Source organism: Xanthomonas arboricola pv. juglandis, from assembly GCF_001013475.1.
Lineage (GTDB): Bacteria > Pseudomonadota > Gammaproteobacteria > Xanthomonadales > Xanthomonadaceae > Xanthomonas > Xanthomonas arboricola.
The window spans coordinates 187,665-209,635 of sequence record NZ_JZEF01000004.1; the positions used below are offsets into that span (position 1 = coordinate 187,665).

Annotated in this window: 20 protein-coding genes, 1 other RNA gene and 2 pseudogenes; 15 read left to right on the plus strand and 8 right to left on the minus strand. The window is 62.7% G+C overall.

Annotation, left to right across the window (positions count from 1 at the left end; genetic code table 11):
• Window positions 1–228: 228 nt before the first annotated feature.
• The 6 genes from XARJCFBP2528_RS15775 to XARJCFBP2528_RS15800 all read left to right on the plus strand — a co-directional run bounded on the left by XARJCFBP2528_RS15775 (window position 229) and on the right by XARJCFBP2528_RS15800 (window position 4,838).
• On the plus strand, window positions 229–438 hold the full coding sequence (locus XARJCFBP2528_RS15775) for a hypothetical protein (RefSeq protein WP_016905092.1): 210 nt from the start codon (window positions 229–231) through the stop codon (window positions 436–438).
• Complete coding sequence (locus XARJCFBP2528_RS15780) at window positions 435–650, plus strand: hypothetical protein (RefSeq protein ID WP_016905091.1); 216 nt, start codon at window positions 435–437, stop codon at window positions 648–650. The genes XARJCFBP2528_RS15775 and XARJCFBP2528_RS15780 overlap by 4 nt, the downstream gene beginning before the upstream one ends.
• A complete protein-coding gene (locus XARJCFBP2528_RS15785; RefSeq protein ID WP_047124872.1) occupies window positions 647–1,297 on the plus strand; it encodes a hypothetical protein in 651 nt (216 codons plus the stop codon). Before XARJCFBP2528_RS15780 ends, XARJCFBP2528_RS15785 begins: the two co-directional genes overlap by 4 nt.
• A 37-nt stretch (window positions 1,298–1,334) precedes the next feature.
• A complete protein-coding gene (locus tag XARJCFBP2528_RS15790; protein WP_230724070.1) occupies window positions 1,335–2,120 on the plus strand; it encodes a toprim domain-containing protein in 786 nt (261 codons plus the stop codon).
• Between the two features lie 66 nt (window positions 2,121–2,186).
• Complete coding sequence (locus tag XARJCFBP2528_RS15795; RefSeq protein ID WP_016904494.1) at window positions 2,187–4,025, plus strand: DUF927 domain-containing protein; 1,839 nt, start codon at window positions 2,187–2,189, stop codon at window positions 4,023–4,025.
• Between the two features lie 81 nt (window positions 4,026–4,106).
• Entirely contained in the window at window positions 4,107–4,838 is a 732-nt protein-coding gene (locus XARJCFBP2528_RS15800) for a hypothetical protein (RefSeq protein WP_016904493.1), read from the plus strand.
• A gap of 55 nt (window positions 4,839–4,893) precedes the next feature.
• On the opposite strand, the gene XARJCFBP2528_RS15805 is transcribed toward XARJCFBP2528_RS15800, so the two are convergent.
• The 5 genes from XARJCFBP2528_RS15805 to XARJCFBP2528_RS15825 form a co-directional block, all read right to left on the minus strand.
• Window positions 4,894–5,349: a hypothetical protein gene (locus tag XARJCFBP2528_RS15805; protein ID WP_016904492.1), complete on the minus strand. Its 456-nt coding sequence runs from the start codon at window positions 5,347–5,349 to the stop codon at window positions 4,894–4,896.
• A 120-nt stretch (window positions 5,350–5,469) separates the two neighbouring features.
• Window positions 5,470–6,696, minus strand: a complete 1,227-nt coding sequence (locus tag XARJCFBP2528_RS22755) for a HEPN-associated N-terminal domain-containing protein (RefSeq protein WP_115655273.1) — start codon at window positions 6,694–6,696, stop codon at window positions 5,470–5,472.
• A gap of 99 nt (window positions 6,697–6,795) precedes the next feature.
• Window positions 6,796–9,630, minus strand: coding sequence for an XVIPCD domain-containing protein (locus tag XARJCFBP2528_RS15810; protein WP_080591412.1), 2,835 nt, complete (start codon window positions 9,628–9,630; stop codon window positions 6,796–6,798).
• A gap of 44 nt (window positions 9,631–9,674) precedes the next feature.
• Window positions 9,675–10,337 carry an imm11 family protein gene (locus XARJCFBP2528_RS15820; RefSeq protein ID WP_016904489.1) on the minus strand — a complete coding sequence of 221 codons (663 nt, stop codon included), beginning with the start codon at window positions 10,335–10,337 and terminating at the stop codon, window positions 9,675–9,677.
• 310 nt (window positions 10,338–10,647) lie between these two features.
• A protein-coding gene (locus XARJCFBP2528_RS15825) for an IS3 family transposase (protein ID WP_102596353.1) occupies window positions 10,648–11,792 on the minus strand; the annotation gives its coding sequence in 2 pieces (ribosomal slippage) (window positions 10,648–11,555 and window positions 11,555–11,792; 1,146 coding nt in all).
• Between the two features lie 37 nt (window positions 11,793–11,829).
• On the opposite strand from XARJCFBP2528_RS15825, the gene XARJCFBP2528_RS24005 reads away from it, so the two are divergent.
• The 5 genes from XARJCFBP2528_RS24005 (at window position 11,830) to XARJCFBP2528_RS15860 (ending at window position 17,683) form a co-directional block, all read left to right on the plus strand.
• The gene (locus XARJCFBP2528_RS24005; RefSeq protein WP_047124873.1) at window positions 11,830–12,300 is read left to right on the plus strand and encodes a hypothetical protein; all 471 of its coding nucleotides are present in this window, start codon (window positions 11,830–11,832) and stop codon (window positions 12,298–12,300) included.
• A gap of 534 nt (window positions 12,301–12,834) precedes the next feature.
• The gene (locus XARJCFBP2528_RS15845) at window positions 12,835–13,047 is read left to right on the plus strand and encodes a ParD-like family protein (protein WP_016900960.1); all 213 of its coding nucleotides are present in this window, start codon (window positions 12,835–12,837) and stop codon (window positions 13,045–13,047) included.
• Window positions 13,044–13,820, plus strand: a complete 777-nt coding sequence (gene map / locus XARJCFBP2528_RS15850; RefSeq protein WP_016900959.1) for a type I methionyl aminopeptidase — start codon at window positions 13,044–13,046, stop codon at window positions 13,818–13,820. Before XARJCFBP2528_RS15845 ends, map begins: the two co-directional genes overlap by 4 nt.
• Before the next feature lie 167 nt (window positions 13,821–13,987).
• On the plus strand, window positions 13,988–15,787 hold the full coding sequence (locus tag XARJCFBP2528_RS15855; protein ID WP_047124874.1) for a chloride channel protein: 1,800 nt from the start codon (window positions 13,988–13,990) through the stop codon (window positions 15,785–15,787).
• Between the two features lie 417 nt (window positions 15,788–16,204).
• Window positions 16,205–17,683, plus strand: coding sequence for a SulP family inorganic anion transporter (locus XARJCFBP2528_RS15860; RefSeq protein ID WP_039816130.1), 1,479 nt, complete (start codon window positions 16,205–16,207; stop codon window positions 17,681–17,683).
• Here the strand turns inward: XARJCFBP2528_RS15860 and XARJCFBP2528_RS15865 are convergent.
• On the minus strand, window positions 17,636–17,881 hold the full coding sequence (locus tag XARJCFBP2528_RS15865; RefSeq protein ID WP_016900956.1) for a hypothetical protein: 246 nt from the start codon (window positions 17,879–17,881) through the stop codon (window positions 17,636–17,638). The two genes, XARJCFBP2528_RS15860 and XARJCFBP2528_RS15865, sit on opposite strands and share 48 nt — an antisense overlap.
• A 176-nt stretch (window positions 17,882–18,057) precedes the next feature.
• Between XARJCFBP2528_RS15865 and XARJCFBP2528_RS15870 the strand changes: the two genes are divergently transcribed.
• The 4 genes from XARJCFBP2528_RS15870 to XARJCFBP2528_RS22770 all read left to right on the plus strand — a co-directional run bounded on the left by XARJCFBP2528_RS15870 (window position 18,058) and on the right by XARJCFBP2528_RS22770 (window position 19,242).
• Complete coding sequence (locus XARJCFBP2528_RS15870; RefSeq protein WP_016900955.1) at window positions 18,058–18,255, plus strand: hypothetical protein; 198 nt, start codon at window positions 18,058–18,060, stop codon at window positions 18,253–18,255.
• 124 nt (window positions 18,256–18,379) lie between these two features.
• Entirely contained in the window at window positions 18,380–18,613 is a 234-nt protein-coding gene (locus XARJCFBP2528_RS15875) for a DUF1653 domain-containing protein (protein WP_016900954.1), read from the plus strand.
• 51 nt (window positions 18,614–18,664) lie between these two features.
• Window positions 18,665–19,009 carry a hypothetical protein gene (locus XARJCFBP2528_RS15880; protein WP_016900953.1) on the plus strand — a complete coding sequence of 115 codons (345 nt, stop codon included), beginning with the start codon at window positions 18,665–18,667 and terminating at the stop codon, window positions 19,007–19,009.
• Window positions 19,010–19,166: 157 nt separating this feature from the next.
• Window positions 19,167–19,242: non-coding RNA, sX9 sRNA (locus XARJCFBP2528_RS22770), on the plus strand.
• Between the two features lie 39 nt (window positions 19,243–19,281).
• Here XARJCFBP2528_RS22770 and XARJCFBP2528_RS15885 read toward each other — a convergent pair.
• Window positions 19,282–20,019: pseudogene (locus tag XARJCFBP2528_RS15885) on the minus strand (DNA/RNA non-specific endonuclease).
• A gap of 582 nt (window positions 20,020–20,601) precedes the next feature.
• Window positions 20,602–21,963: pseudogene (locus tag XARJCFBP2528_RS15890) on the minus strand (methyl-accepting chemotaxis protein); the annotation flags it as partial.
• Between the last annotated feature and the right edge of the window lie 8 nt (window positions 21,964–21,971).

A 21,971-nucleotide genomic window follows, 5' to 3' on the forward strand; every position in this document is an offset into this window, starting at 1 on the left:
GGTTTTGCAGCCCGTACCCTGAGGCGCACCAGCGCCCATCGACCGATGCACGGCGCTTTTTTATTGCCCGCTGTGTTGTCGTGGGCGACTGCTTGCCAGTTCTATGGCGGGCGGTGCGCGGAGGCCGCAAGGCCTGCCGGTCCTCAGGCCGGTCTGCAAACCGCGTACCGTCCGTCACCCCGTTTTGCAGCGGAGCGGCGGATTCCAACTCACCTGAGGAATCCAGCCATGTCTCACGACACCCTAGTTGCGCCTACGCGTTTCAGCGTTCGTATTGCCCATCATTTTGGCGAGATCGCCGACACCCTCGATTGGGATCACGCTCGTTGGCTAGCGCTCGATGCGTGCCTGCAAGCCACCGGGAAGCAACCCGAGGCGCTGACGCTGGCCGAGATCCAGCAGGCCATTGCCGCCGCCGCTCAGGAGGTTGCGCGATGATCGGTTCGCACCTTGATGCCCTGGTCGGTAACGACGATGCGGTGATGCACGACTTGTTCAGTGCAACCCGTCAGCTGCTGCGCATCTACGAAATGCCGATGACCGCGCTGTTCCAGCTGGTCGAGGCGCTTGAGCGTCGCGCTGGTTCCATGGAAGACCTGTCGCTGGGCGAACTCTTGATGATGGTCGGCAGCGTGGAGGTGACCCCATGACGCACGAGACCGTTGGATTGTCGGGCGTACCGAACATGGGCGACGGCCAAGTGAGCGCCACGATGCTAGATGCGGTGCTTGATGCCGAGCGCGCAGAGAGCATTTTGCGCCTGGCACGCCGTATTGATCGTTTGCGTTGCAAGGCCGAAAAGCACCTGGCAACCGCACGTGCAGAGCTCGATGAAGCGCTGCAGGGCCATCCGCTTGAAGATCGGCTGCGCAAGCGCTTTTTCGCGCCGCTGGAACATGATTGCACAGAGCTGGTCCGCGTTTTTCAGCGCGTGCAGTGCCGCCTGTCGCTGTTCACTCCTGCCCAATCACAGAAGCAGTTCGAGGACGGCATGGCCTTGCAATTGGAGGACATCCAGGCCGAGCGAGCGGCCAGCGATGCAGAGGCACCATGCGCGTGCACTGCACCCGAACTGCCCTTCGGCTACTGGATGAGTGAGGACAGCTACAACCGGCTCAGGCGCGCCCGCTGGACGGCGTTGATGTTGAGCGGCATGGGCGATGGCATGGCCGAACGTATGGCGCTGTCGTTCGAATCGATGGCCGCCAGCACGCTCTACATCCACGAGGATCTGGCTGCGGTCATGAGCGACGCCACGCATAGCACCGAGTTGGTGACCGACGATGCGTCGTGCTGATGGCTTCGTGGTCGCTCTCCGGTCGGCAGGTTTGCTAGTGGCATCTGTTGTTGCCGATGGTCGTCTCCGGCGCGTGCGCGCCGAAGGCGACGACAGCGGGCAGCGCAGCGGCTGGTATGTCCTGCATGCTGGTCCGCCGCTGGCCGGTGCCTATGGCAACTGGAAGACCGGCGCGAGCGCGCAATGGCGTGACAGCGAGGGGGGCTCGCTATCGGCTGCGGAATTGGCGGAGATCCGCGAGAAGGCGCGCCGCGCGCAGCGGCAACAGCAGGCCGAATGTGCGCGGCGCCACGCAGCGGCACGCGAGGCGGCATTGGCGCAATGGCGGCAGGCGGATGCGGCCAGCGCGACGCATGCCTATCTGGTCGCCAAGGGCGTGGCGTCCCATGGACTTCGGCAATCAAATGGGCATCTGCTGGTGCCCATGCGCGACGCCGAAGGGCACCTATGGAGCATGCAGACCATCGCGGCCGATGGAAGCAAGCGCTTCCTCGCAGGCGGTCGAAAGCGTGGCCTGTATTACGCCATCGGGCGAGAGGTCTCGGAGGTGGTGTGCATTGCCGAAGGCTATGCCACCGCTGCCAGCATCTATGAGGCGACGGGCTATCCAACTGCCGTGGCCTTCGACGCCGGCAACCTCGAACCGGTGGCCCGTGAGCTACGCAGCAAATTTCCCGACGCCTTGATTGTGCTGTGCGCGGACGACGACGCGGCGACTGCGTTGTGCCGCGGCATTAATCCGGGCCTAGCCAATGCCCAGCGCGCAGCGCACGCCGTCGGCGGTGTCGTGGCACTGCCGCCGCGCTCACCCGATCACCCCTAAGCGCCTCACCTTTGTGACCCTTCAACCCAAGGCGCAATGCGCCGACGTGGCAATGGAGCCTCGTGCATGAGCAACACCATCAAATCCGTAGACTTCAACGATGCTGCCAAAGCGGTGGGCAAAAAGGCCGTGCGCAGTTCGATCGAGGCGGCCGTGCGCAAGGGCAGTGGGACCAGCAAGGCACGCGCCGATAGCGCTGCCGGAGCTAAGCCGCACTACCGCCTGAGCGATGCCGGCGTGTTTTACGTCGGCGTTAACGAGGACGGCGAGCAGGCAGAGCTGCAATTCATCTGTTCGCCGCTGAAAGTCGAGGCCAAGACCCGCAATAGCCAAAGTGAGGAATGGGGCCGGCTGCTGAGTTGGACCGACGCCGATGGTCATCGCCACCAGTGGGCCGCGCCAGCCGAAATGCTGGTGGGCGACCCGCGCGAGTTCGTCCGCCAGCTGGCAGCAGGTGGTGTGGAGATGTCCGCGCACCGCAGCACGATGCAGCGGCTGCTTGCCTATATCATCCAGGAGCGCATCGACGCACGTGCCCGCAACGTGGCCGTGCCGGGCTGGCACGACAGCAGCTATGTGCTGCCCAGTGGTGAGAGCTACGGTGCCGGCGAGGAATTGCTGGTCTACCAGCACAGCGGCGGCTTGCAGCACCACTACGCGGCGGTGGGCTCGCTGGACGATTGGAAACGTGATGTGGCAGCACGCTGCGCCGGTAATTCGCGGCTGGTGCTGGCGGTGGCGACGATGTTTGCCGGCCCGCTGCTGCGCTTCACTGGCGCCACGGGCGGCGGCTTTCACATCGTCGGCGGCAGCAGCAGCGGCAAGACCACCGCGCTACGCGTGGCGGCCAGCGTCGTAGGACCACCAGAGTACGCCCGCGAGTGGCGCAGCACGGCCAACGGGCTGGAGGGCGTAGCGGTGCTGCACAACGATGCGACGCTGATCTTGGACGAGCTGGCGCAGATCGATCCGAAGCAGGCCGGCGACGCGGCGTATCTGCTGGTAAATGGCAACGGCAAGAGCCGCGCGAATCGCGCGGGCGATGCACGCGCGGCGGCACGCTGGCGCATCATGATCCTGTCAGCAGGCGAGGTGGGCTTGGCCCAACACATGGCCGAGGCTGGCAAGCAAGCCAGGGCCGGGCAGGCGGTGCGATTGGCGGACGTGCCGGCCGAGGCCGAGTCCGGCCACGGCGTCTTTGAGCGGCTCCACGACGCCAGCGACGGCGCTGCGCTATCGGCCCTACTCAAGGACGCGGCGGCGCGCTCCTACGGCGCTGCGTGGCCGCTGTGGATGGAATACTTGACCCGGCTGGACAGCCCCAAGCTCACCGCGCAACTGCGCGAGGCGACAGACCGCTTCCTGGCAACGCACGTGCCGGACAACGCCTCGGGCGAGGTACGTCGCGTGGCGGAGCGCTTCGCTATCGTCGCCTTTGCCGGTGAGCTAGCCAGTACCTGCCGGCACCAGCTCACCGGCTGGCAGAAGGGCGAAGCAACCAAAGGCGTGGCGACCTGTTTCCAAGCCTGGCTACAGCGGCGTGGTGGCTCGGGCAGCGCTGACACTGACGCTTTGATGTCGCGCATCCGCGCTTTTTTTGAAGCCCACGGCGAGAGCCGCCTTGAGCGATTCCGCGCAGCGGACGGTCTTCCCGTGCGAGAGCGCGCCGGCTTCCGTCGCTTCGATGAGGTTGGCGTCACCGAATACATGGTGCTGCCCGAGGCCTTCCGCCGCGAATTGTGCGCCGGCCATGACGCGCGCCAAGCCGCGCGTGAGCTGATCGCCGCTGGGTGGATCAAGCCCGCAGCCGATGGCAAACCCTCACAGGTCGTACGCGTGCCCGGCATGGGTGCGGTGCGTCTCTACATCTTCGACTCGCGCAAGGTGCATGACGGCTCGTTGTGAGCTGCATGCAGTGCGTGTCATCACCTTGGCCGCCGTCGTGCGTGAGTGCATGCGGCTGCCGAACAACTGGAGTAGTACCGAATGAGCAAGAGCGAAAAGACCATCCCCAACACAAGTGGCGCCGCGAAAGAAGCTGTGACGATTGCCGCCGAATCATGCCCGGTGCGTGCGGCATATGACGCTGCAGCACATGCACTCCATGAGGCGCTGGCGCGCAAGAAGGCGCTCACCGAGCGTGCGGCCACGATGACGCGCGCACGCGATGCGGCGCAGGCAGAGGCCAACTCAGCGCGCCAGCAATGGAGCGGGCTGCTACGTGAAGCTGATGGCACGCTGACCCGTGACATCCAAAAGCTGCGAGCAGCTGAAACTTCGGCGTTGACGCTGGTCGAGGAATACGCCGCTATGAGTCAGGAAATCGGAATGCAGATCACAGCGATGGAGGTAACCGTCGCAGAGCTTGCCGAGGTGGCTATTGGCAAGCGCAGCGCCGTGACCGAACTGGCGTCACGTGAAGCATTCGACGCCATGGTGGAAAACGTAGGTGACGAGGTTGCGCATGCATTGGTGTTGTACAAACGTGCAGCCACTGTGTCGTCAGCAGGCTCGATGGCAAGCGATAGCGAGGTCCGATCGGCGTTCTTTGAACAGCTAGGCAGGTACGTTGATAAGCGCATGGAAGCTATGAATGACAAGGTGACTCAAGCCGAAGTGATGGGGAAGCTGGAGCTAAACGGGGTCGACATGAGCCTGATAGGACGCCCGCTTCGCCGGGCACAGCTACAGCAGAGCATCGTGATTCGCGCGGTCTGATCGCAGTCATCTGACGCACTAATTCGACCAGTTGTGTCATGGGCGGGCCAGTCAATTAGATGGCCTGCACAGCGGGAAGTAATAGCAAACGCTTTTCAGGCGGTAGAAGCGAGCGTGCGAAGCTGCTCCAATCGATGCCCGCCGCCTCGCATCGCTCATCAATCTCTTGGGCGAGCCATTGCGAGAAATGCAACCTGCTTGTGTTGCCAGTCGCCAATCCATCTACTGCGACGTTTAAAAGCATGCCAAGCGCAACAATTTCATCGCTCGTGCCTGCAACTGGGTTGTCCTCGACAATCAAAGTCCATTCATTTCCATCGCCTTCGACATAAGCGAAAAGCGCTCCATCTTCAGTAACGAGCTCAGCCATTATGTTGGGCTCGGCATCGTGAGCCGCGAACCATGCCCCAACCTCGCTAGGTGCAGCTAAGGTCTTTGACTGAGCCGCTTCTGCCTGTTTGCGGCGCTCCTTCAATTTCGCCTTTCGCTTCGCATCTGACTTCTTCGCCATAGTGATATCCACGTCCGAATTAGTGGTAAAAATTAACGTGGAAAAGGTACACGTCACGCATAGATGGAGTCCGCATTCGATCAGCGAGTCAGAGTATGCATCTAGATGTTGATATCTAATTTAGCCTGCAGGGCCTAAAAATTCCAGTGCTTTGAATCGGTTTGAATCAAACCAGTGACCTGAGGGAAATACTAGAAGATTCGTCCCGCCGGGATTGGCTGCGCTAGGGTAAATAATTCCATCAAGGGTAGATCCATCATCCAATAGGAAAGCCTGTGCCAAGAATTCACATACCACTTGAGATGGCACATAATCGATGTGCTCTCGCCCGTCCTTCTCAATGGGTTTGGTGATGGATTTAACGAATTCGTTTAAAAAGAGCGCTTTTGTGCGCTCCGATTTTTGATCTATAGCCAGCATTGATGGGGGGGCGGGCAGTGCATTGAAATCTACAATGTTCAATGAGTGCTTGACCTCAAAAGTACAGGCCGAAGCTAAATAATTGGCAAGAGGTGGGCCTATCTCAGCAAGAGCAGTGCGAATATCGAACGCAGCGTAAAAATAAGGTATCCCTGCTGGATTCATCCTTCCCGCCGTTGCAAGAGTCTTCGGTGGCGGGCCCATCATTGATCCATTCATCACCTCAGCGTCTGTTTGCGTAAGGTGTCTGGCACGATAAAGAATTGTTCCGCTATTTAGTACCCTGATAAGTGGTCGTAATTCCTGTCCGATCACATCAAGCATCTCAGTAACGTGGATTTCTTGCGGATCGATATCCTCGGCAACTCGCTGAAAGTTAAAGCGCGTCTGATGCTTGATTGTTCTTGTAAAGTTGGACCAAGAATGGAGCAGCATCTCGTGTTCTTGAATGTCTGCCCAGTGCCCGTTGGTCGCTTCGACCCAGTAGCTAATTCGGTCGGTGCCAACAATGTCGTCTCGTAGATCATCTGTTGGGTAGAAGCCTAGCTGTGCGAGTACTTCGTCCGTATCAAAGGTTCTTACGATCCACTCGCCATCACTGTAGGGTGTGCCTGCGTTCGCAGGCTCAGCATAGTAAGTGTGTATTATTCTATATAGCGTCTCTTGTAAGCATCTTACCTGCACGATCGGGTGGTCATCTTTTTCGCAGTAGCTGCAGTTGCCATAGGCAGCCGCAGAACAACACTGCCTCCAAATATCAGAGTCGTTGATACATTGAAGGCACGCGGTCTTCTCAACCTCGACCCAGCCCCTTTCTTCTGCTTCCATCCATTCCCTCTTCGCGATGCCCATTGATGCCCCGAAGTTTTCCGTTAATTGGACTGTATGGATCATGGAGAAAAATATTCTGGGTTTCTCCAATGTCATGGTTTGGCGATGCTTTTGGATCAAGAGACAGCCATGAATGCCCTGTTGCAATTCTTTGATTGTTTAAATTCGGCCAAGGAATCCATGGGCCTAAGCTAGCTATGCAATCCTTGGGCCGCTCCTACCGGGGTCATCTTGGCTGTGATCGCGTGTTTGCGCGAGCTCCTGCAACCGCGTTTGTTCTTGACTATCACGTACTTGGCTAGCGGCTAGATATTGCTGCTCCGGTGCGGCCGCTAGCGCTTCACTTGTTGGCATGTGCGCGCGGTTGGCATAGGGATCCGGGGATGCGCCTGGACCTGTGCGCATCACGAACATCGTCACTCCGCCCGAAAGCTTGTCCGTCGGGACGTTCAGTGCAACGTCCACCTTGTCGCCCGGCTTAAATCCCGCATCCACGGCCATTTTGTACGCGCTCGCAACCATGCGATCGCTGCGCTCATCCCAAGGTTTGTTGGCGCTTTCATCGAGCCTTGCGATGGAAGAGCGTAGCTGCTCCACCAATGCAGCATCTTGCGGCTTCGGGCCGGCGGCGCTCTGACGATTCACAGATGGCTGCTCGTCTTCACGAGGATCTTGCGATGCGACAGAGCGCGCCCCCGTCTTCATTCCCGGTGCGCTGACATGTGCTGTGGTGGTGCTCATGGATGCCGCACGCCCTTGCGCGTGGTCGTCATCCAGCGCAGACGAACGTCCCGGTGCTGTCTGCGCCGACGGTGCGCTGGGTAAGGGGGTTTGCGTCGGTGGTGCTGCGGGCTGTTGTGTATGAGGCGACTGCGCAGGGGGATTGGGCGAGGTGGCGTTGGCAGGCATGGCTTGTTGCCGTTCTGCTTGCGATATCTCTTCTGCCGTCGTGGTTGCCCTGATCTCCATGCGGTCGTCGTTCTGGCCAACTACCGTGGCGATCGAGCCATCTTTCTGCAGCTGCAGGAAGAAAGGCATCTGCTTGCCTGTATCGCGCGCGTGGTCTTGTGCAATTGCCGCCGTGGCGGCATCAATCTGCGCGTTAGTGCGTGTAATGCCGGCGCGGGCGTACATCCCGGCCACCTGGCTGTGCAAGTCGCTCTGCGTCGGCGTGGGATTGCTGCGGGCGACCTCCGCCATCGACGCCATGTCTTGAAGCCCGGCCTGTTGGCTCTGCCACGTACTGTTCAATTCCTCGCGCGTGTTGCCGGTGGCTGCATTGGTGCCGTAGAACGTGCCGGGCGTGGTCCATTCGCCGCTGGCGTCGCGGGTATAGGAGTTACCGTCAGAAGCCTGTAAGGGCTGCGGCTGCGTGCGCGCGTTCGTGATGGCCTGCGGCACCGGCTCGCGATTGGTGAACTCATTCCAGCCGAACTGGTTGTAGGCGATCTGGTAGCGGGCCGCAGTTGCTTCCGGCGTATTGGCCGCGTTCTGCGCGATGATTGTCTGCGACTGCTGCTCCAAGCCACTCGCACGCTCCGCACTGACCGGCGCGTTACGCGTGATTGGTATCTTGCCGTCAATGTTTTCCCTGATTTCAAGCTGCCACCCGCCCGTCTGCGCATCGCGCACGTAGTCGCGGCCCGTTTCAAACGGCTCGCGCGGCGGATGCGTTTCGGCCTTGGCATCCAGGCGATATGGATCCTGCGGCTTTGGTGGATTTGCCAGCCCGAGTGAATATGAGTCGTTAGCCGCGCGGTAATTCAGCTCATCGGCAAGGCGGCCAGCCGCAATCAGACGCGTTTCCTGAAAACCGCCGTTTGGCATCGGCGCGCTCACCGTGCGCGTCCAAGTGCCTTGGGGATCTTCCGGGTTGCGCGTCCACTCGTTGCCACTGCGGTCTGGCTGTGTGTAGATCCGGTTGATGTCCTGCTTCTCGGCCCAACGTTCGCCAAGGTAGGCGCCCGCCACGCCGCCGACCAAGCCAGTCGCCAGCGCCCCAGGCCCCGTCCACGACCCTGTGATGGCACCGTAACCTGCACCAAGCAAGAAGCCGCCTGCGATGCCGCCTGCATTGCGGCCAACGAAGTGCGTGGCTGCTGACTCTGCGCCTGTGTCGTTGCCTTGCGTACTTAGCTGGACAACGCGGTGGCCGGTCACGGCGAAGTCGTAGGCCATCAGCGCTACGCCGGCTGCACCCGCGACGCGAGCACCAGAAAGCCCGCGCGCTCCGGCCGCTTCTGCTGCAGCAAGCCCTTCGCCGGCCACGATGCTGCCTTCGCCTGGGACGCCGGGCATCCGGGGCGCAATCGGTGGCCGTGCCAGTATCGGTGGCATTTCTTGGGGAAAGGTGAGGCGCAGACGCGCCTCCATCGGTTGTGTGATTGGCAGGCGCCCGGCTTGGTTCGCTTCAGCAACTGCTTCGCCCAGTGATTGCCGGCCGCCCCACCTATCACTGAGGGTGGACGATCCAGGCTGATCGATCGCATCCAACGCCAGTTGGACATTGCCTTCAGACCGTGTCACGCCGGCCCAGCGTGCCTCTGCTGCGGCCATCTTTCCCACATCGGCAATCTGCCCAGCATGACTTTGTTGGTAAGCCGCGAGATCGCCATGAAAAGCTCGGATCTTTGCGTTCGCCTGCTGTGGGGTCATGCCCTGCGGCGTGTTGCTTATGAGGTCGCCATTGACCAAGCCCACCTTGAGTGTGTCGGTCAGGCCATTGACTCTAGCCGCGATGCGCTGTGCTGCGGCTTGATCGCCGCGCAGCGTTGCTTGTCCGTCGGGGGAGAGCTCCAATCTTTCAAGCCGATTTGCAAGTTCCTCTGAATACGCCCCAAGCGGTCCACCGGGGTGCGGCGACAGTCCCATCTTGGCCGCCAGCGCCTGGTCGGCCGGAAGATTGAGGATGTTGCGTGCACCATGCAAATCGAACAGTCCGCTTCTGGAAAGCGACTGCAGCAATCGGCTCTCACTGAAAGCCGCTTGCTCAATGACATGGTGTCCTTGGAAAACCGGTGTGTCAGCCATCGGTGCAACTCCCGCTCAGAAATCCGTATCGAGGGTTTGACGCGTCAGAGGTCTGCGGCATCTCTCAGCGAAGGGCCGCTAAGTTGGGCTGCGTTCAAGGCATCGAACAGAACGCGGTCACAAATGGCCTCGGTTCCCAGGCGTGACTGACGGAAGATGTGGGCGTTACCAACGACTTCCCGATTGAATACCAGGCTTGCACCGCCGGATACGCTGTAGAAGTTGAGGTCTTCCCCAGTCTCGTAATCGTGTTCGATCTCGATCTGAACTCGCGATTCACTCTCATCAAGCGCATCAAGCCAACGCGTCACGCTGCAGAGGTAGTACTTGGGACCCTGCGTGCCGTCGGCAAGGGTTAAGTCGCAAGCCGCAAAGGCGAAGCCTTTCGGATCGACGGCGTCGAACACCTGCTTCAACGCTTCCGAGACGATCCAGATGCCTGCCAGCTTCTCGAAATCACGCGGCATCTCTTGCTGTCCCGGCACCTGCACTAGGTGCGGCCTCACCGGATACTGGCTTGGATCACCATTGGGTGGATCCATGGTGTTCATGCCAGGGGGGAGAAGCAGTTCTTCGTTGGCAATCTTCAAGCCCGCGCTCTGACCATTGCCCCGGAAGCTCGGCCGGAGGACAAAAAATTCTCCTAGGTGGGAGTCGCTCGCGACGGTGACGGGGATTGCTGCCTCATCGTTCATGGTGATTTCCATCGTGGACGGGTGCGCCGCAGATCGCGGCTGATTCCTTTGGTCTCAGGGATTCTATGGCAACGGGTAGCAAGCCTGTAAGGGAGGTAGCCAAACATGCGCTAGGAGACTTCCACCCCCTGGCGCCCCGTTACCCACGTTACGGCCTGTTACCAGGCGGCTCGGGTGCAGATCGCGAGCGTAGCTCCTTGATACTAGAGGATTTCAGCCTCTCTGTTACCGGCGTTACCTGTGTTACCCGTTAGAACGGCACGTCAGAGACAAGGCTCAAGTGGCGGGAAGGTGCCTGATACGCCCAGGGTTCCGTAGACACTCAAGACCCTCGTTGCGCGTAGCGCCGTTCAAACTCTACAGGGGACAAGTCGCCAGTTGAACCGTGGCGGCGGTTGGGGTTGTAGAACATCTCGATGTAGTCGAATACCTCGGCGCGAGCGGCGTCCTTGGTGGGATAGGTCCGCCGCCTGATCCGCTCGCGTTTGAGCAGGCCGAAGAAGCTCTCCACGGGTGCGTTGTCGTGGCAGTTGCCACGCCGACTCATGCTGCACACCAAGCCATGGGACGCCAGGAAACTGCGCCAGTCATCGCTGGTGTAGACAGACCCTTGGTCCGAATGAACCAAGCAACCAGCGTTGGGTTTGCGCCGCCACACCGCAGACAACAAGGCCTGCACGACCAACTCGGTGTCGGCCCGATCGCGCATCGCCCAGCCGACGACCTGCCTGGAAAACAGATCGATCACAACAGCCAAATACATCCAGCCTTCATGCGTGCGGATGAAGGTGAAATCACTCGCCCAGGCCGTGTCCGGCTCCGTCACGTCGAACTGTCGGTCAAGCAGGTTGGCAGCCGCCTTGCACTGCATCCCTCCATGGAAGCGCGGTTTGCGACCATAGCCCACCTGGGCACGCAGTCCCTCGGTGCGCATCAGCCGATGCACCCGATGGCGACTACAACGCTCACCTAGATCGCGCAGATCCGTGGTGATCTTGCGATGCCCATAAACACTGCCGCTGGCCAGCCAGTGGTGCTTGATTAGTCCAAGCAAGCGATCATCTTCCTTGGCGCGCTCACTGTCGGGCGAGCGTAACCAGGCGTAATAACCCGCCCGGTTGACCCGCAACACCCGGCACATCACACACACCCTGAATTCCCCGCAGTGGGCTTGCATGAAGGCGTACTTTGCCTTTACCCCTTGGCAAAGTACGCGGCGGCCTTTTTTAGGATGTCGCGCTCCTCGGTCACTCGACGCAACTCTGCCTTTAGCCGCCGAACCTCGGCGCTCTGGTCCACCTCGGCGCGCTGCACTACGCCAGGCTTGCCGAACGTGCGCAGCCAGGCGTACAGGCTGTGCGTGGTGACACCCAGCCGCTCGGCGACTTCTGCCACCTTGAACCCACGATCAGTCACTTGCCGGACCGCCTCGATCTTGAACTCATCCGTATACCGCTTGCTGCTCATAGACACCTCCGAATCGACCATTTTCCATGGCCATGAGATGTCTAGGAAACCCTGGGCGTATCAGCTGGCTCACAAGATCATCGACCTGCATGGTGCCTTGCCGATTAAGAGTGCAGGTGCCCTGCACTTTGAATCTGAAATCAACCGTTTAATCCGCGATTATCCGGCCGCTCGGATCAAGAAGAAGTTCGAACTTCCTCTGAAATTTTGCGTTGGCAGAGAAGTGGGGCACTTGCCCCTAGGCATCATCGTCTATGGTGCGAGAAACCAGTATTGCCACTTTGGAGAGAGTCGTCGTCTCGACCCTCTCAACGAGCTCGTGTTCAATCATCTCCAGCAACTCTATGCAGACGCGGAATGGCTCAACTTCGACGCCAAAGCCGGGGGGAGAATACTCGCGCTCACTGCAACATCCACGCTCTACTGGACTGCTGACGAGAACGATGGAATCGTTGGATTCGAAAGATTTTGCGAGGACATGTCGGACGTCGTTGGGCAAGCTTACTGACCTAACCGCCGGGTAAGATTCACGCGTGCCCGCGCTTGATGCACTTCCGGCGATGTGTCCTCTCAGCTCCATTAGCTAGCTCGGCCAAAATTGTTACGCGGACTGTCCATCTAGATGGGGTAAGGGGGCCTGACCTTTGGCGGCGCGGCGACGCTGCTGCAGACCGCGCTTGCCGACAGCGCAGGCGAAGGCGCCGATGTTGCGCTGTCGCTCAATGTGGTTGCCTGGAGCAGCGTCATCGCCGGCGGTGGCGTGGTGGGCGGTGTGCTGCTGGACCGATGGGGCGCGCAGACCTTTCCGGTTGCCATGGCCCTGCTGCTGGCAATCGGGTTGCTGATTGCATGGCGTGCCCGACAGCATGGCTTTGCTGCGGGGGCACGCTCGCCGGTTGCCGGTCACTAGCGCTGCGCTGCCTGATGTCTTCCCGGCTGCGTTCGCCTGGCACCCAGCGAGCGCAGCCGCAGGCAACTGCCGGCATTGCGGGTGTTTATACGTTTAATATACGATCCGTATATTCACGACATTGGAGCTTGCATGGGCATCGTCAATATCGATGACGAACTGCACGATCAGCTGCGCCGCGCGTGCACGGTGACCAGCCGGTCGATCAACGCGCAGGCCACTTTCTGGATCAAGGTTGGCATGCTGTGCGAGATGCATCCGGAATCTTCGTTCCAGGACATCGTGGCGCAGGAACTGCGCGCGGCAGGCGTGCGGCCGCAAACCTTGAAACCGGCGCGGACATGATCAAGCAGCCGGCGGAGATTGCGCTGATGGCCAACGCCGGTGCGCTGCTGGCGCAGGTGTTCCATGCGCTGGATCAGCTGCCGCTGGCAGGCCGCAGCACGCCGGAACTCAACGACTTCGTCGAGCGGATGATTGTCGACGAGCTGGGCGCGCGGCCGGCCAGCAAGGGGCAGTACGACTTCCCCTTCGTGCTCAACGCCTCGATCGATGATGTGGTGTGCCATGGCGTGCCCGCGGCCGCGGACGTGCTGCGCAACGGGCAGATCGTCAATCTGGATATTACGCTGGAAAAGGATGGCTATATCGCCGACTCCAGCACGACGTATCTGGTGGGCGAGGTGGCGTATCCGGCGCGGCGGTTGGTGCAGGCCACCTATCAGGCGATGTGGAAGGCGATTGCGGCGGTGCGTCCGGGCGCGCGGCTGGGCGACATCGGTCATGCGATCGCGCGGCATGCGCGCGAGCAGGGCTACAGCGTGGTGAAGGAATATTGCGGGCATGGCATCGGCCGGCAGATGCATGAAGAGCCGCAGATCATGCACTACGGGCATGCCGGCACCGGGATGCAGCTGCAGGAAGGCATGGTGTTCACCATCGAGCCGATGATCAATCAGGGCAGGGCAGCGATCCGCGCCGAGCCGGATCAATGGCCGGTGCATACGCGCGACGGCAAGTTGTCGGCGCAGTTCGAGCACACCGTGGCGGTCACGCGTACCGGGGTGCGTGTGCTGACCTTGCGCCCCGGCGAAAAGCCGCTGTGTGCGCTGGGGTGAGCACGCCGTCCCCCGGCGCGTGGCCTGCGCCAGCTGCCGCCGCTGTGTTCGTTGCGTGCACTGCCGCGGCCAGACTGCGGCAGGTCAGACAGGTTGCTGCACACTAGGCCGCATCGCTGACGTCTCCCGTGCGCCGGCACCCTGATCCGGCGGAGCGCTGGTCTTCCATGCAGCCACTTCCTCACAACCCTACGCACGCCGTGCACCCGGCGGCAGCATCCTGGCGACGGCCGCTGGAGTGGTTGCGCCGGCAGTTGCGCGCCAACGATCTGTGGTTCATCGGGCTTGCGGCGGTGGTTGGGCTGATCGCTGCGGCACTGATGGTGGTGCAGGCCGGCATGGCGCATGCGCTGCAGGCCTGGCTGTACGCGCTTGCGCCAGGCGAGCGGCTCAGTACCGCCGAATCGATCACCACCACCCAGTTGCTGGTGTTGCCGTTGGGCGGCCTGCTGGTGGGCCTGGTGGCCTTGCTGGCGCGGCGGCGCAAGCGGCCGCTGGTGGATGCGGTGGAAGCCAATGCCCTGCACGGCGGGCGCATGTCGATGCGCGACAACCTGATCGTTGCGGTGCAGACGCTGCTGTCCAACGGTTTCGGCGCATCGGTGGGGCTGGAGGCGACCTATACGCAGATGGGCGCAGGCGCCGGTTCGCAGCTGGGCCGTGTCCTGCGGGTACGCCGGGCCGACATGCGCACGCTGGTCGGTGCCGGCGCGGCAGGCGCGATCGCCGGTGCGTTTGGGGCGCCGCTGGCCGGTGCGTTCTACGCGTTCGAGATCGTGATCGGCGCCTATACGCCGTCAGCGCTTGCGCCGGTGGCCGCAGCGGCGCTGGCCGGCGCGTTCATGGCCAATGCGCTCGGTGCTGCGCCGTATTCGTTGCCGGCGGCGGTCGCCTATCAATTGCAGCCGCGCGACTATGCGATCTACATCGCGTTGGGGCTGACCTGCGCGTTGATCGGCATTGCGGTGATGCGGCTGGTGGCCGGTATCGAACGCGCCGTGGGGCGGATCGAGCTGCCGCTCTGGGGCCGCCCGGTGGTGGGCGGGTTGCTGCTGATTCCGTTGGCGATGTATTCGCCGCAAGTGCTGTCGTCGGGACATGGCGCCCTGCATCTGGACCTGACCAGCAGCAGCACGCTGCAGGTGTTGGCCGGTTTGCTGGTGCTCAAATGCATCGCGTCGGGCATCTCGCTGGGTTTCGGCTTCCGTGGCGGGCTGTTCTTCGCTTCGTTATTCATGGGCTCGCTGGTGGGCAGCCTGTTTGCGGTGTTCCTGAACCTGCTGGTCGGCGCCGCGGCGGTGGACATCACCAGCGCCTCGTTGGTGGGCATGGCTGCGTTGGCGGCAGCCATTGTCGGTGCGCCGATGACCATGGCCATGCTGATCCTGGAGGGCACGCACGACTTTGTGCTGGCGAGCGCGGTGATTGTGGCGGTGCTGGTGGCCAACACCGTGGTGCGCCAGGTGTTTGGCTATTCGTTCTCCACCTGGCGCCTGCATCTGCGTGGCGAGAACATCCGCAGTGCACGCGACGTGGGGTGGGTGCGCAATCTGTCGGCAGGCAAGATGATGCGCAAGGACGCCAACCACACCGCGCACGACACCACGGTGAGCGAGTTTCGCCGGCGGTTTCCATTGGGGTCCACGCAGCGCGTGGTGCTGGAAGACGCCGCCGGCCATTACGCCGGTGTGGTGCCGCTGGCAGTGCTGTACGCGGACAACGTGCAGGCCGATGCGCCGGTGAGCGACTATGCCAAGCACCGCGATGCGGCGTTGCTGGCAGACACCGACATCGTGGCGGTGATGAAGGTCTTCGACGTCACGCAGGCCGACGAACTGGCGGTGATCGACGCCCAACGCAAGGTGCTGGGCGTGTTGTCGGAAAGCTTCGTGCGCAAGCGCTATGCCGAAGAACTGGAAAAGCGCGAGCGCGAACTGATGGGCGAGCGTGTGCTCGGCGATGACTGAGCCACGCGCTGCCGGCAGCGGCTGAAGCGACAGGGCGCATGCTGGCCCGCTAGATCCACTGCGTGCAGACGGTGTCTCACGCAGCGCCCTGCGCCCGCGACGCATGCAGCTTGCCCATCGACAGTGGCAGCATGGGATGCCAGCACGCGGCTTTCAGCGGGCTGCGCGTTGGTGGTACTCACGCATCGGCAGCGTTGCCCGGCCTCGACTGCTTTACGCGCGTGCGCAGCAACGCGCAGTCGGGTTGTGCAGACCGATAGCAGCGCGTTAGCATGCAGCCTCGTCCAGAGCGATTTCCTCCGACACATGACACCACCCTGACCTAAGGCATCACGCGCTCGCAGTTGCTGCGAAGGTCCAGGTGTTTGACGTTCATGTATTCGCGCCGTGTGTTTGCCGGTGCGCGGAGTCGTTTCAATGTCCAGAGTTTTCTCGTTGCGCCAGCAATGGCTCGGCAACGTGCGTGGCGATGTGCTCGCCGGCATCGTGGTCGCGCTTGCGCTGATTCCCGAAGCCATTGCCTTTTCGATCATTGCCGGCGTCGACCCCAAGGTCGGGCTGTACGCGGCCTTCTGTATTGCGGTGGTGACTTCGATCGCCGGTGGCCGACCCGGCATGATTTCGGCCGCCACCGGCGCAATGGCGTTGTTGATGGTGGACCTGGTCAAGGAGCACGGCCTGCAGTACCTGCTGGCGGCCACCGTGCTGGCCGGCCTGCTGCAGCTGATCGCCGCGGCATTGCGCCTGGGCGCATTGATGCGCTTTGTCTCGCGCTCGGTGATCAGCGGCTTCGTCAATGCGTTGGCGATCCTGATCTTCCTGGCGCAGTTGCCGGAGCTGGTCGGCATGCCATGGCCGGTGCATGCGGTGTGTGCAGCGGGCCTGGCCATCATCTATCTGCTGCCGCGCTTCACCACGGCAATTCCCTCGCCGCTGGTCGCCATCGTGGTGCTGACGGCGGTGTGCGCCTACTGGCACATCGACATCCGCAACGTGGGCGACATGGGTCGTCTGCCCGACAGCCTGCCGGTGTTCCTGCTGCCGGACGTGCCGCTGACGTGGGACAGCGTGCGCATCCTGCTGCCCGTGTCGACGACGCTGGCCGTGGTGGGCCTGCTGGAGTCGTTGATGACCGCGCAGATTGTCGAAGACCTCACCGATACCCCGTCGCAGCGTAACCGCGAATGCGCAGGGCAGGGGCTGGCGAACCTGCTGGCAGGGTGCTTCGGTGGCATGGCCGGCTGCGCGATGATCGGGCAATCGGTGATCAATGTGCGCTCGGGCGGGCGCGGGCGCCTGTCGTGCCTGGTGGCCGGCGTCGTCCTGCTGCTGATGGTGGTGTATGGCGCGCCCTGGGTGCGCCAGATCCCGATGGCGGCATTGGTGGCGGTGATGATCATGGTCAGCATCGGCACCTTCAGCTGGGGCTCGCTACGCGATCTGCGCACGCACCCGGGGAGTTCGTCGGTGGTGATGCTGGGCACCGTCGTGGTCACGGTATGGACGCACGATCTGGCCCGCGGCGTGCTGGCCGGAGTGCTGCTGTCGGCGCTGTTCTTTGCGCGCAAGGTCGGGCGCATGTTGCAGGTGGAGGCCAGCGAGCGTGACGACGGAGTGCGCGTGTATGCGGTGCGCGGCCAGGTGTTCTTTGCATCGGCCGGGCAGTTCGTGGCCAGCTTCGATTTCCCGGGCACGCCGCCGAAAGTGCTGATCGATCTGAGCCACGCGCACTTCTGGGACATCAGCGCGGTGGCGGCGCTGGATCGGGTGGTGCTCAAGCTGCGCGCGCACGGCGCCGAGGTTGAGGTGATCGGCGTGAATCAGGCCAGCGATACGCTGATCGAAACCTTAGGAACCCATCGGCGCGATGGCGCGCGCCTGCAGCTGGGGCACTGAGCCCGGCTGCTCGTGCGCGGCCAGTTCGGCCGTCGGCGCCGCCGCGTGGCGTGCATGGTCGTCCAGCAACGCGGACAGGCGACGATGGCAGTCGCGGAAGGCCAGCGCGGAAGCCGGCATGTCGCAGGCATCGAAGGTTCCGGCCTCGGCCTTCCAGGCGGCGAGCAGGTCTTTCAGGTCGCTGATCAGGCTCGGCATGCGGGTGACTCCGTGGGCGTTCTCATCACTACGGCCACAGGCGCCGGCCGGATGCAGTCGCGCTCGTTCGTCCCACGCATGGCCGCGCGGTGGCGCTGCCATCGTGCAGGACACACGTGCGCGTCACATCGGCGGGAGGAGGGTGATTGTGCGGTCTTTTACCGCTGGAGCAGACCATGAGCAACGACGAAAACGGCAACCGCGGCGTAGACGATCCGACCCCGCCCAACGGCATCAAGGCACCGGGCAGGGACAGCACACCGATCCAGGAGGGGCCTGCACAGGACAGCGAGATCGATGACGACGATGGCATCGAAGATCCGGTAGAGGACGATGACGACCTGGGCGCGGAAGACGACGACGACGACCAGTAGGCGCGTGGCAGCGTTGCACGCGGCCGTGCAACGCTGAACCCGGCAGAGGGCACCGGTTGCGGCATGTGCTGGCTGTGGCCGGCCATGCTGCCTAGACTTGCGGATTGCCCATCCTGTGACATCCATGGACACCTCCCTGGCGCCATTGCCCAGCATCGCGCTGGGCCAGTACCGCCACTTCAAGGGCGGCCGTTATGACGTGCTCGGCGTCGTGCGTTGCAGCGAGACGCTGGCCCCAATGGTGCTCTATCGCCCGTTGGACAGCGACGTCGGTCTGTGGGTGCGGCCGTATGCAATGTTCGTCGAGCAGGTCGAGGTGGATGGTGTTGCGCGTCCGCGCTTTGCGCGGGTCGAGTAGGCGCGGCTTGGTCTGCCCGACGTTACTTGATTGTTGGCGAGTACGTTGGCAATGACCGCCGCCGCCGATGCTGCGCCTGTCACCACGCCCGATGGCCGGTATCTGATCGTGCGTGGCCGGCTCTGGCGTACCGCCAACCCACATCTGCGCGAAGACGTGCGTGCCGGGCTGGTCGCCGCCTTGATGGACGCGCGACGCGCGGTCAAGGTGGCCAAGCGCGATGAGGATGCCGGGCGGCTGGCTGCAGCGCGTGCGGCGGTCGACCGTGCCAAGACGGCGCTGGGAGAGCGCGGCCCGGTGTGGTGGAGCGATGGTGCCAAAGACTTCAATCGGCATCTGGTCAAGAACACGCCGTACGCGGACTGGTTTGCGGCGCTTGCCGCGCCCGAGGCCTGAGTGCGCGTTGCAGCGGGCCAGGCGTGCCGCTGCCTGCAACGACAAGGCCCGGGAATCCCGGGCCTTGTCTGCTGGATCAACCGCCCAGCGGTGTAGAGCGGCTGAGCAGGCTGCTGCGCTCAGCGCCAGATGGGTACGGCCGGTGCACGGCATCGGCAAGGGCCATTCGGACACTCCGGTGCCGGAGGCGCCGTTCGTACCCACCCGACGACTGCTCGCAAATGGTGTCAGCCGCTCTTGATCGACGTAACTAGAGAAGCGGGCAGCCGCACTCAGCCCAGGTCGCAATTGCTCGGCTGCGGCCAGGTGGTGGCGGGCAGCATGGCCTTGACGGCGGCCGGTGCGGTGATGCCGATGGTGCTGGCGCCGTAGAGGTCTTCCAGTTCGTCGATGCTGACGATGTAGCTGTCCAGCGAACCGAGGTTGGCGCTGTTGGGAATCAGCCAGCTGATTGCGCGGGTGCCGCCGCCCGGGTTGGCGGTGATGATCGTCTTCCAGAAGAAGTCCGGGGTGCGAATGCCGTGGCTGCTCAGGAAGTAATCGTTGGTCGTGTCGCTGTAGATCACACCGCCGTAGACCTGCACGCTGGCGATGTCGCGGTAACACTCGGCCACGTTTTCGGCGCGCACCCAGATGCCCTGGTTGAAGCTGGACACCTGCGGCACGATGTTGGACATCAGGTTGGCGCGACGGATGTAGGTCGCGTTGTAGTCCATGTGGTTGGAGGTCACTAGGTGCCCGCGATCGTAGCCGGTGCGCACGCTGGCTTAGGAGGCGGTGGAGGTCTGGCCGGCGCAACCGCTGGGCAGTTCGGTGTCCAGATTGAAACTGGACGGGCGCGCGGCCGAGCCGGTATCGGCCTGCAGCACGTACTCGTAGCGCAACGCGGTGTGGTTGGTGCAGTCGTAGCGCAAGGTGTAGCCGCCCTTGTTGAGGGTGACGACCTGGGCGTTTGCGCTGGCACTGGCAGCGGTGAACAGCAGAACGGCGAAGAAAGTCCGGAAGCGCATGGGCAGTGAATCTCCTGGAAAATCAATCGGACGCACGACGCCATCGCCGGCTGCCGGGGGGCAGATCGACGCTCAGCGGAACGCGCGCTGGAAGGGGGATAGTTGGCTCGCTTTTTTTTTAGCGAGCGCGACAGCTATCGCATGCAAATGTTGCTTGGTGGTGACGTAGGCGTGAGGAATGTGCGGCCACGTCAGTTTTTCCGACAAAACTGTGACAGGTATCGCGCATTGGGCGGCATACGGGCTGGCAGGCGATAAGCCCATGGTTATGCCTGGAGCGTGCGGATGCCCTTCCGCGCCAGGGTTCTTGCGATGACGCATAGCTGCGCCATCAGCAAGACGCGGTCACTGCTGTCGGACAACCGCCCGCCTTGCGGTCGGGATACGCCAGCACACACTGGCAGGCGACACCGCCAGACGTCAGGTCGGAAGCAGCGCAGTGCCGTTCGTCGGCGCAAGATGCGCGCCTTGCGACGCTGCCGTGCCAGCGCCGCGTTCGCCACCGGCGGCACAAAAAACCCCCTTCTGCAGTCCATGCAGAAGAGGGCGTCAAAGACGTCGCGAGACGATCCGCTCGGTCGACTATGCGACCTCTCTTTCCAGCTGCGGTGCGCTGGCAGGCTGCAGCTGGAACAACGAGACCAGCTGGGTCAGGGTGCTGGACTGCTTCTCCATCGCCCGTGCCGCGGCCATGGCTTCCTCGACCAGCGCTGCATTTTGCTGGGTGGTTTCGTCCATCTGGATCACCGTCTGGTTGACCTGTTCGATGCCGGCCGATTGCTCGCTGGATGCGGCGGTGATCTCACCCATGATCTCGGTCATGGTGGTGCCGGCCTTGTGCACCAGCACCGAGCCTTCGGCCACCTTGCCCACCGAGGCGTCGATCAGCTCCTTGATCTCCTTGGCCGCAGCGGACGAACGCTGCGCAAGCGTGCGCACTTCCGAGGCCACCACCGCAAAGCCGCGGCCCTGTTCGCCGGCACGTGCGGCTTCCACCGCCGCGTTCAAGGCCAGGATATTGGTCTGGAACGCGATGCCATCGATGACGCTGATGATCTCGGCGATCTTCTTCGAGGAGGTTTCGATGCCCGACATGGTGCCGACGACCTGGCTGACCACCTCGCCGCCCTTGGAGGCCACACCGGCTGCATTGCGTGCCAGTTCGTTGGCCTGTCGCGCATGCTCGGCGTTCTGCCTGACGGTGGAGGTGAGTTCCTCCATCGAGGCGGCGGTTTCTTCCAGGCTGGCCGCCTGCTGTTCGGTACGCCGCGACAGGTCCTGATTGCCGGCGGCAATTTCACCGGCCGCAGTATCGATCTCCGACGAGGAATGCTGGATGCGCCCGACGATGTCGGTCAGGCGGTCCACCGTGGTGTTGGCATCGTCGCGCATGCGCGCGAACACGCCGGCAAAGTCGCCGTGCATGCGCGTGGTCAGGTCGCCGCTCGCAATCGCCTGCAATACCTGCGACACCGCGCCCAGGCTCTGGTCCGAGCTGCTCATCAGGTGATTGAGGTCGACCACGATCTGGCGGAAATCATGCTCGAACGCGGTCTCGTCGCCACGCACGCTGAAGTCGCCCGCCGCCGCCGCCGCCGCCGATGCCAGCCGCTTGATCTCGCCATTGATCGACAACAGGCTGGCCCGCACATCGTTGATCGATTGACTGATCACCGCCTTCTCGCCCGGCAACGGCTCCAGCTGCTGCGACAGGTCGCCGGCGGCATAGCGCTCGGTCAATGCGACGATCTGCATCGTCACCGCGATATGGCTGGACACCAGCGCGTTGCTGGCCCGCACCATGCTGCCGAATTCGCCGGGAAATTCCTGCTCGGCGATGCGGTGACTGACCATGCCGGCCTCATGCTTGTCGCCCATGTCGGTCTGCGCCTGGATCACGCGACGCAGCTGGCGCTGCATGCTGTCCATCGCCTGCAGCAGCTGGTGGGTTG

Excerpts from the sequence above, each read along its gene's own strand:
- XARJCFBP2528_RS15875 (WP_016900954.1), top strand. The coding sequence starts at position 18,380 with ATGGACACCTCCCTGGCGCCATTGCCCAGCATCGCGCTGGGCCAGTAC.
- XARJCFBP2528_RS15780 (WP_016905091.1), top strand. The coding sequence starts at position 435 with ATGATCGGTTCGCACCTTGATGCCCTGGTCGGTAACGACGATGCGGTG.
- XARJCFBP2528_RS15860 (WP_039816130.1), top strand. The coding sequence starts at position 16,205 with ATGTCCAGAGTTTTCTCGTTGCGCCAGCAATGGCTCGGCAACGTGCGT.
- XARJCFBP2528_RS15775 (WP_016905092.1), top strand. The coding sequence starts at position 229 with ATGTCTCACGACACCCTAGTTGCGCCTACGCGTTTCAGCGTTCGTATT.
- XARJCFBP2528_RS15845 (WP_016900960.1), top strand. The coding sequence starts at position 12,835 with ATGGGCATCGTCAATATCGATGACGAACTGCACGATCAGCTGCGCCGC.
- XARJCFBP2528_RS15820 (WP_016904489.1), bottom strand. The coding sequence starts at position 10,337 with ATGGAAATCACCATGAACGATGAGGCAGCAATCCCCGTCACCGTCGCG.
- XARJCFBP2528_RS22755 (WP_115655273.1), bottom strand. The coding sequence starts at position 6,696 with ATGACATTGGAGAAACCCAGAATATTTTTCTCCATGATCCATACAGTC.
- XARJCFBP2528_RS15800 (WP_016904493.1), top strand. The coding sequence starts at position 4,107 with ATGAGCAAGAGCGAAAAGACCATCCCCAACACAAGTGGCGCCGCGAAA.
- XARJCFBP2528_RS15810 (WP_080591412.1), bottom strand. The coding sequence starts at position 9,630 with ATGGCTGACACACCGGTTTTCCAAGGACACCATGTCATTGAGCAAGCG.
- XARJCFBP2528_RS15805 (WP_016904492.1), bottom strand. The coding sequence starts at position 5,349 with ATGGCGAAGAAGTCAGATGCGAAGCGAAAGGCGAAATTGAAGGAGCGC.
- XARJCFBP2528_RS24005 (WP_047124873.1), top strand. The coding sequence starts at position 11,830 with ATGTCTAGGAAACCCTGGGCGTATCAGCTGGCTCACAAGATCATCGAC.
- XARJCFBP2528_RS15795 (WP_016904494.1), top strand. The coding sequence starts at position 2,187 with ATGAGCAACACCATCAAATCCGTAGACTTCAACGATGCTGCCAAAGCG.
- XARJCFBP2528_RS15785 (WP_047124872.1), top strand. The coding sequence starts at position 647 with ATGACGCACGAGACCGTTGGATTGTCGGGCGTACCGAACATGGGCGAC.
- XARJCFBP2528_RS15865 (WP_016900956.1), bottom strand. The coding sequence starts at position 17,881 with ATGCCGAGCCTGATCAGCGACCTGAAAGACCTGCTCGCCGCCTGGAAG.
- XARJCFBP2528_RS15880 (WP_016900953.1), top strand. The coding sequence starts at position 18,665 with ATGACCGCCGCCGCCGATGCTGCGCCTGTCACCACGCCCGATGGCCGG.
- map (WP_016900959.1), top strand. The coding sequence starts at position 13,044 with ATGATCAAGCAGCCGGCGGAGATTGCGCTGATGGCCAACGCCGGTGCG.
- XARJCFBP2528_RS15870 (WP_016900955.1), top strand. The coding sequence starts at position 18,058 with ATGAGCAACGACGAAAACGGCAACCGCGGCGTAGACGATCCGACCCCG.
- XARJCFBP2528_RS15855 (WP_047124874.1), top strand. The coding sequence starts at position 13,988 with ATGCAGCCACTTCCTCACAACCCTACGCACGCCGTGCACCCGGCGGCA.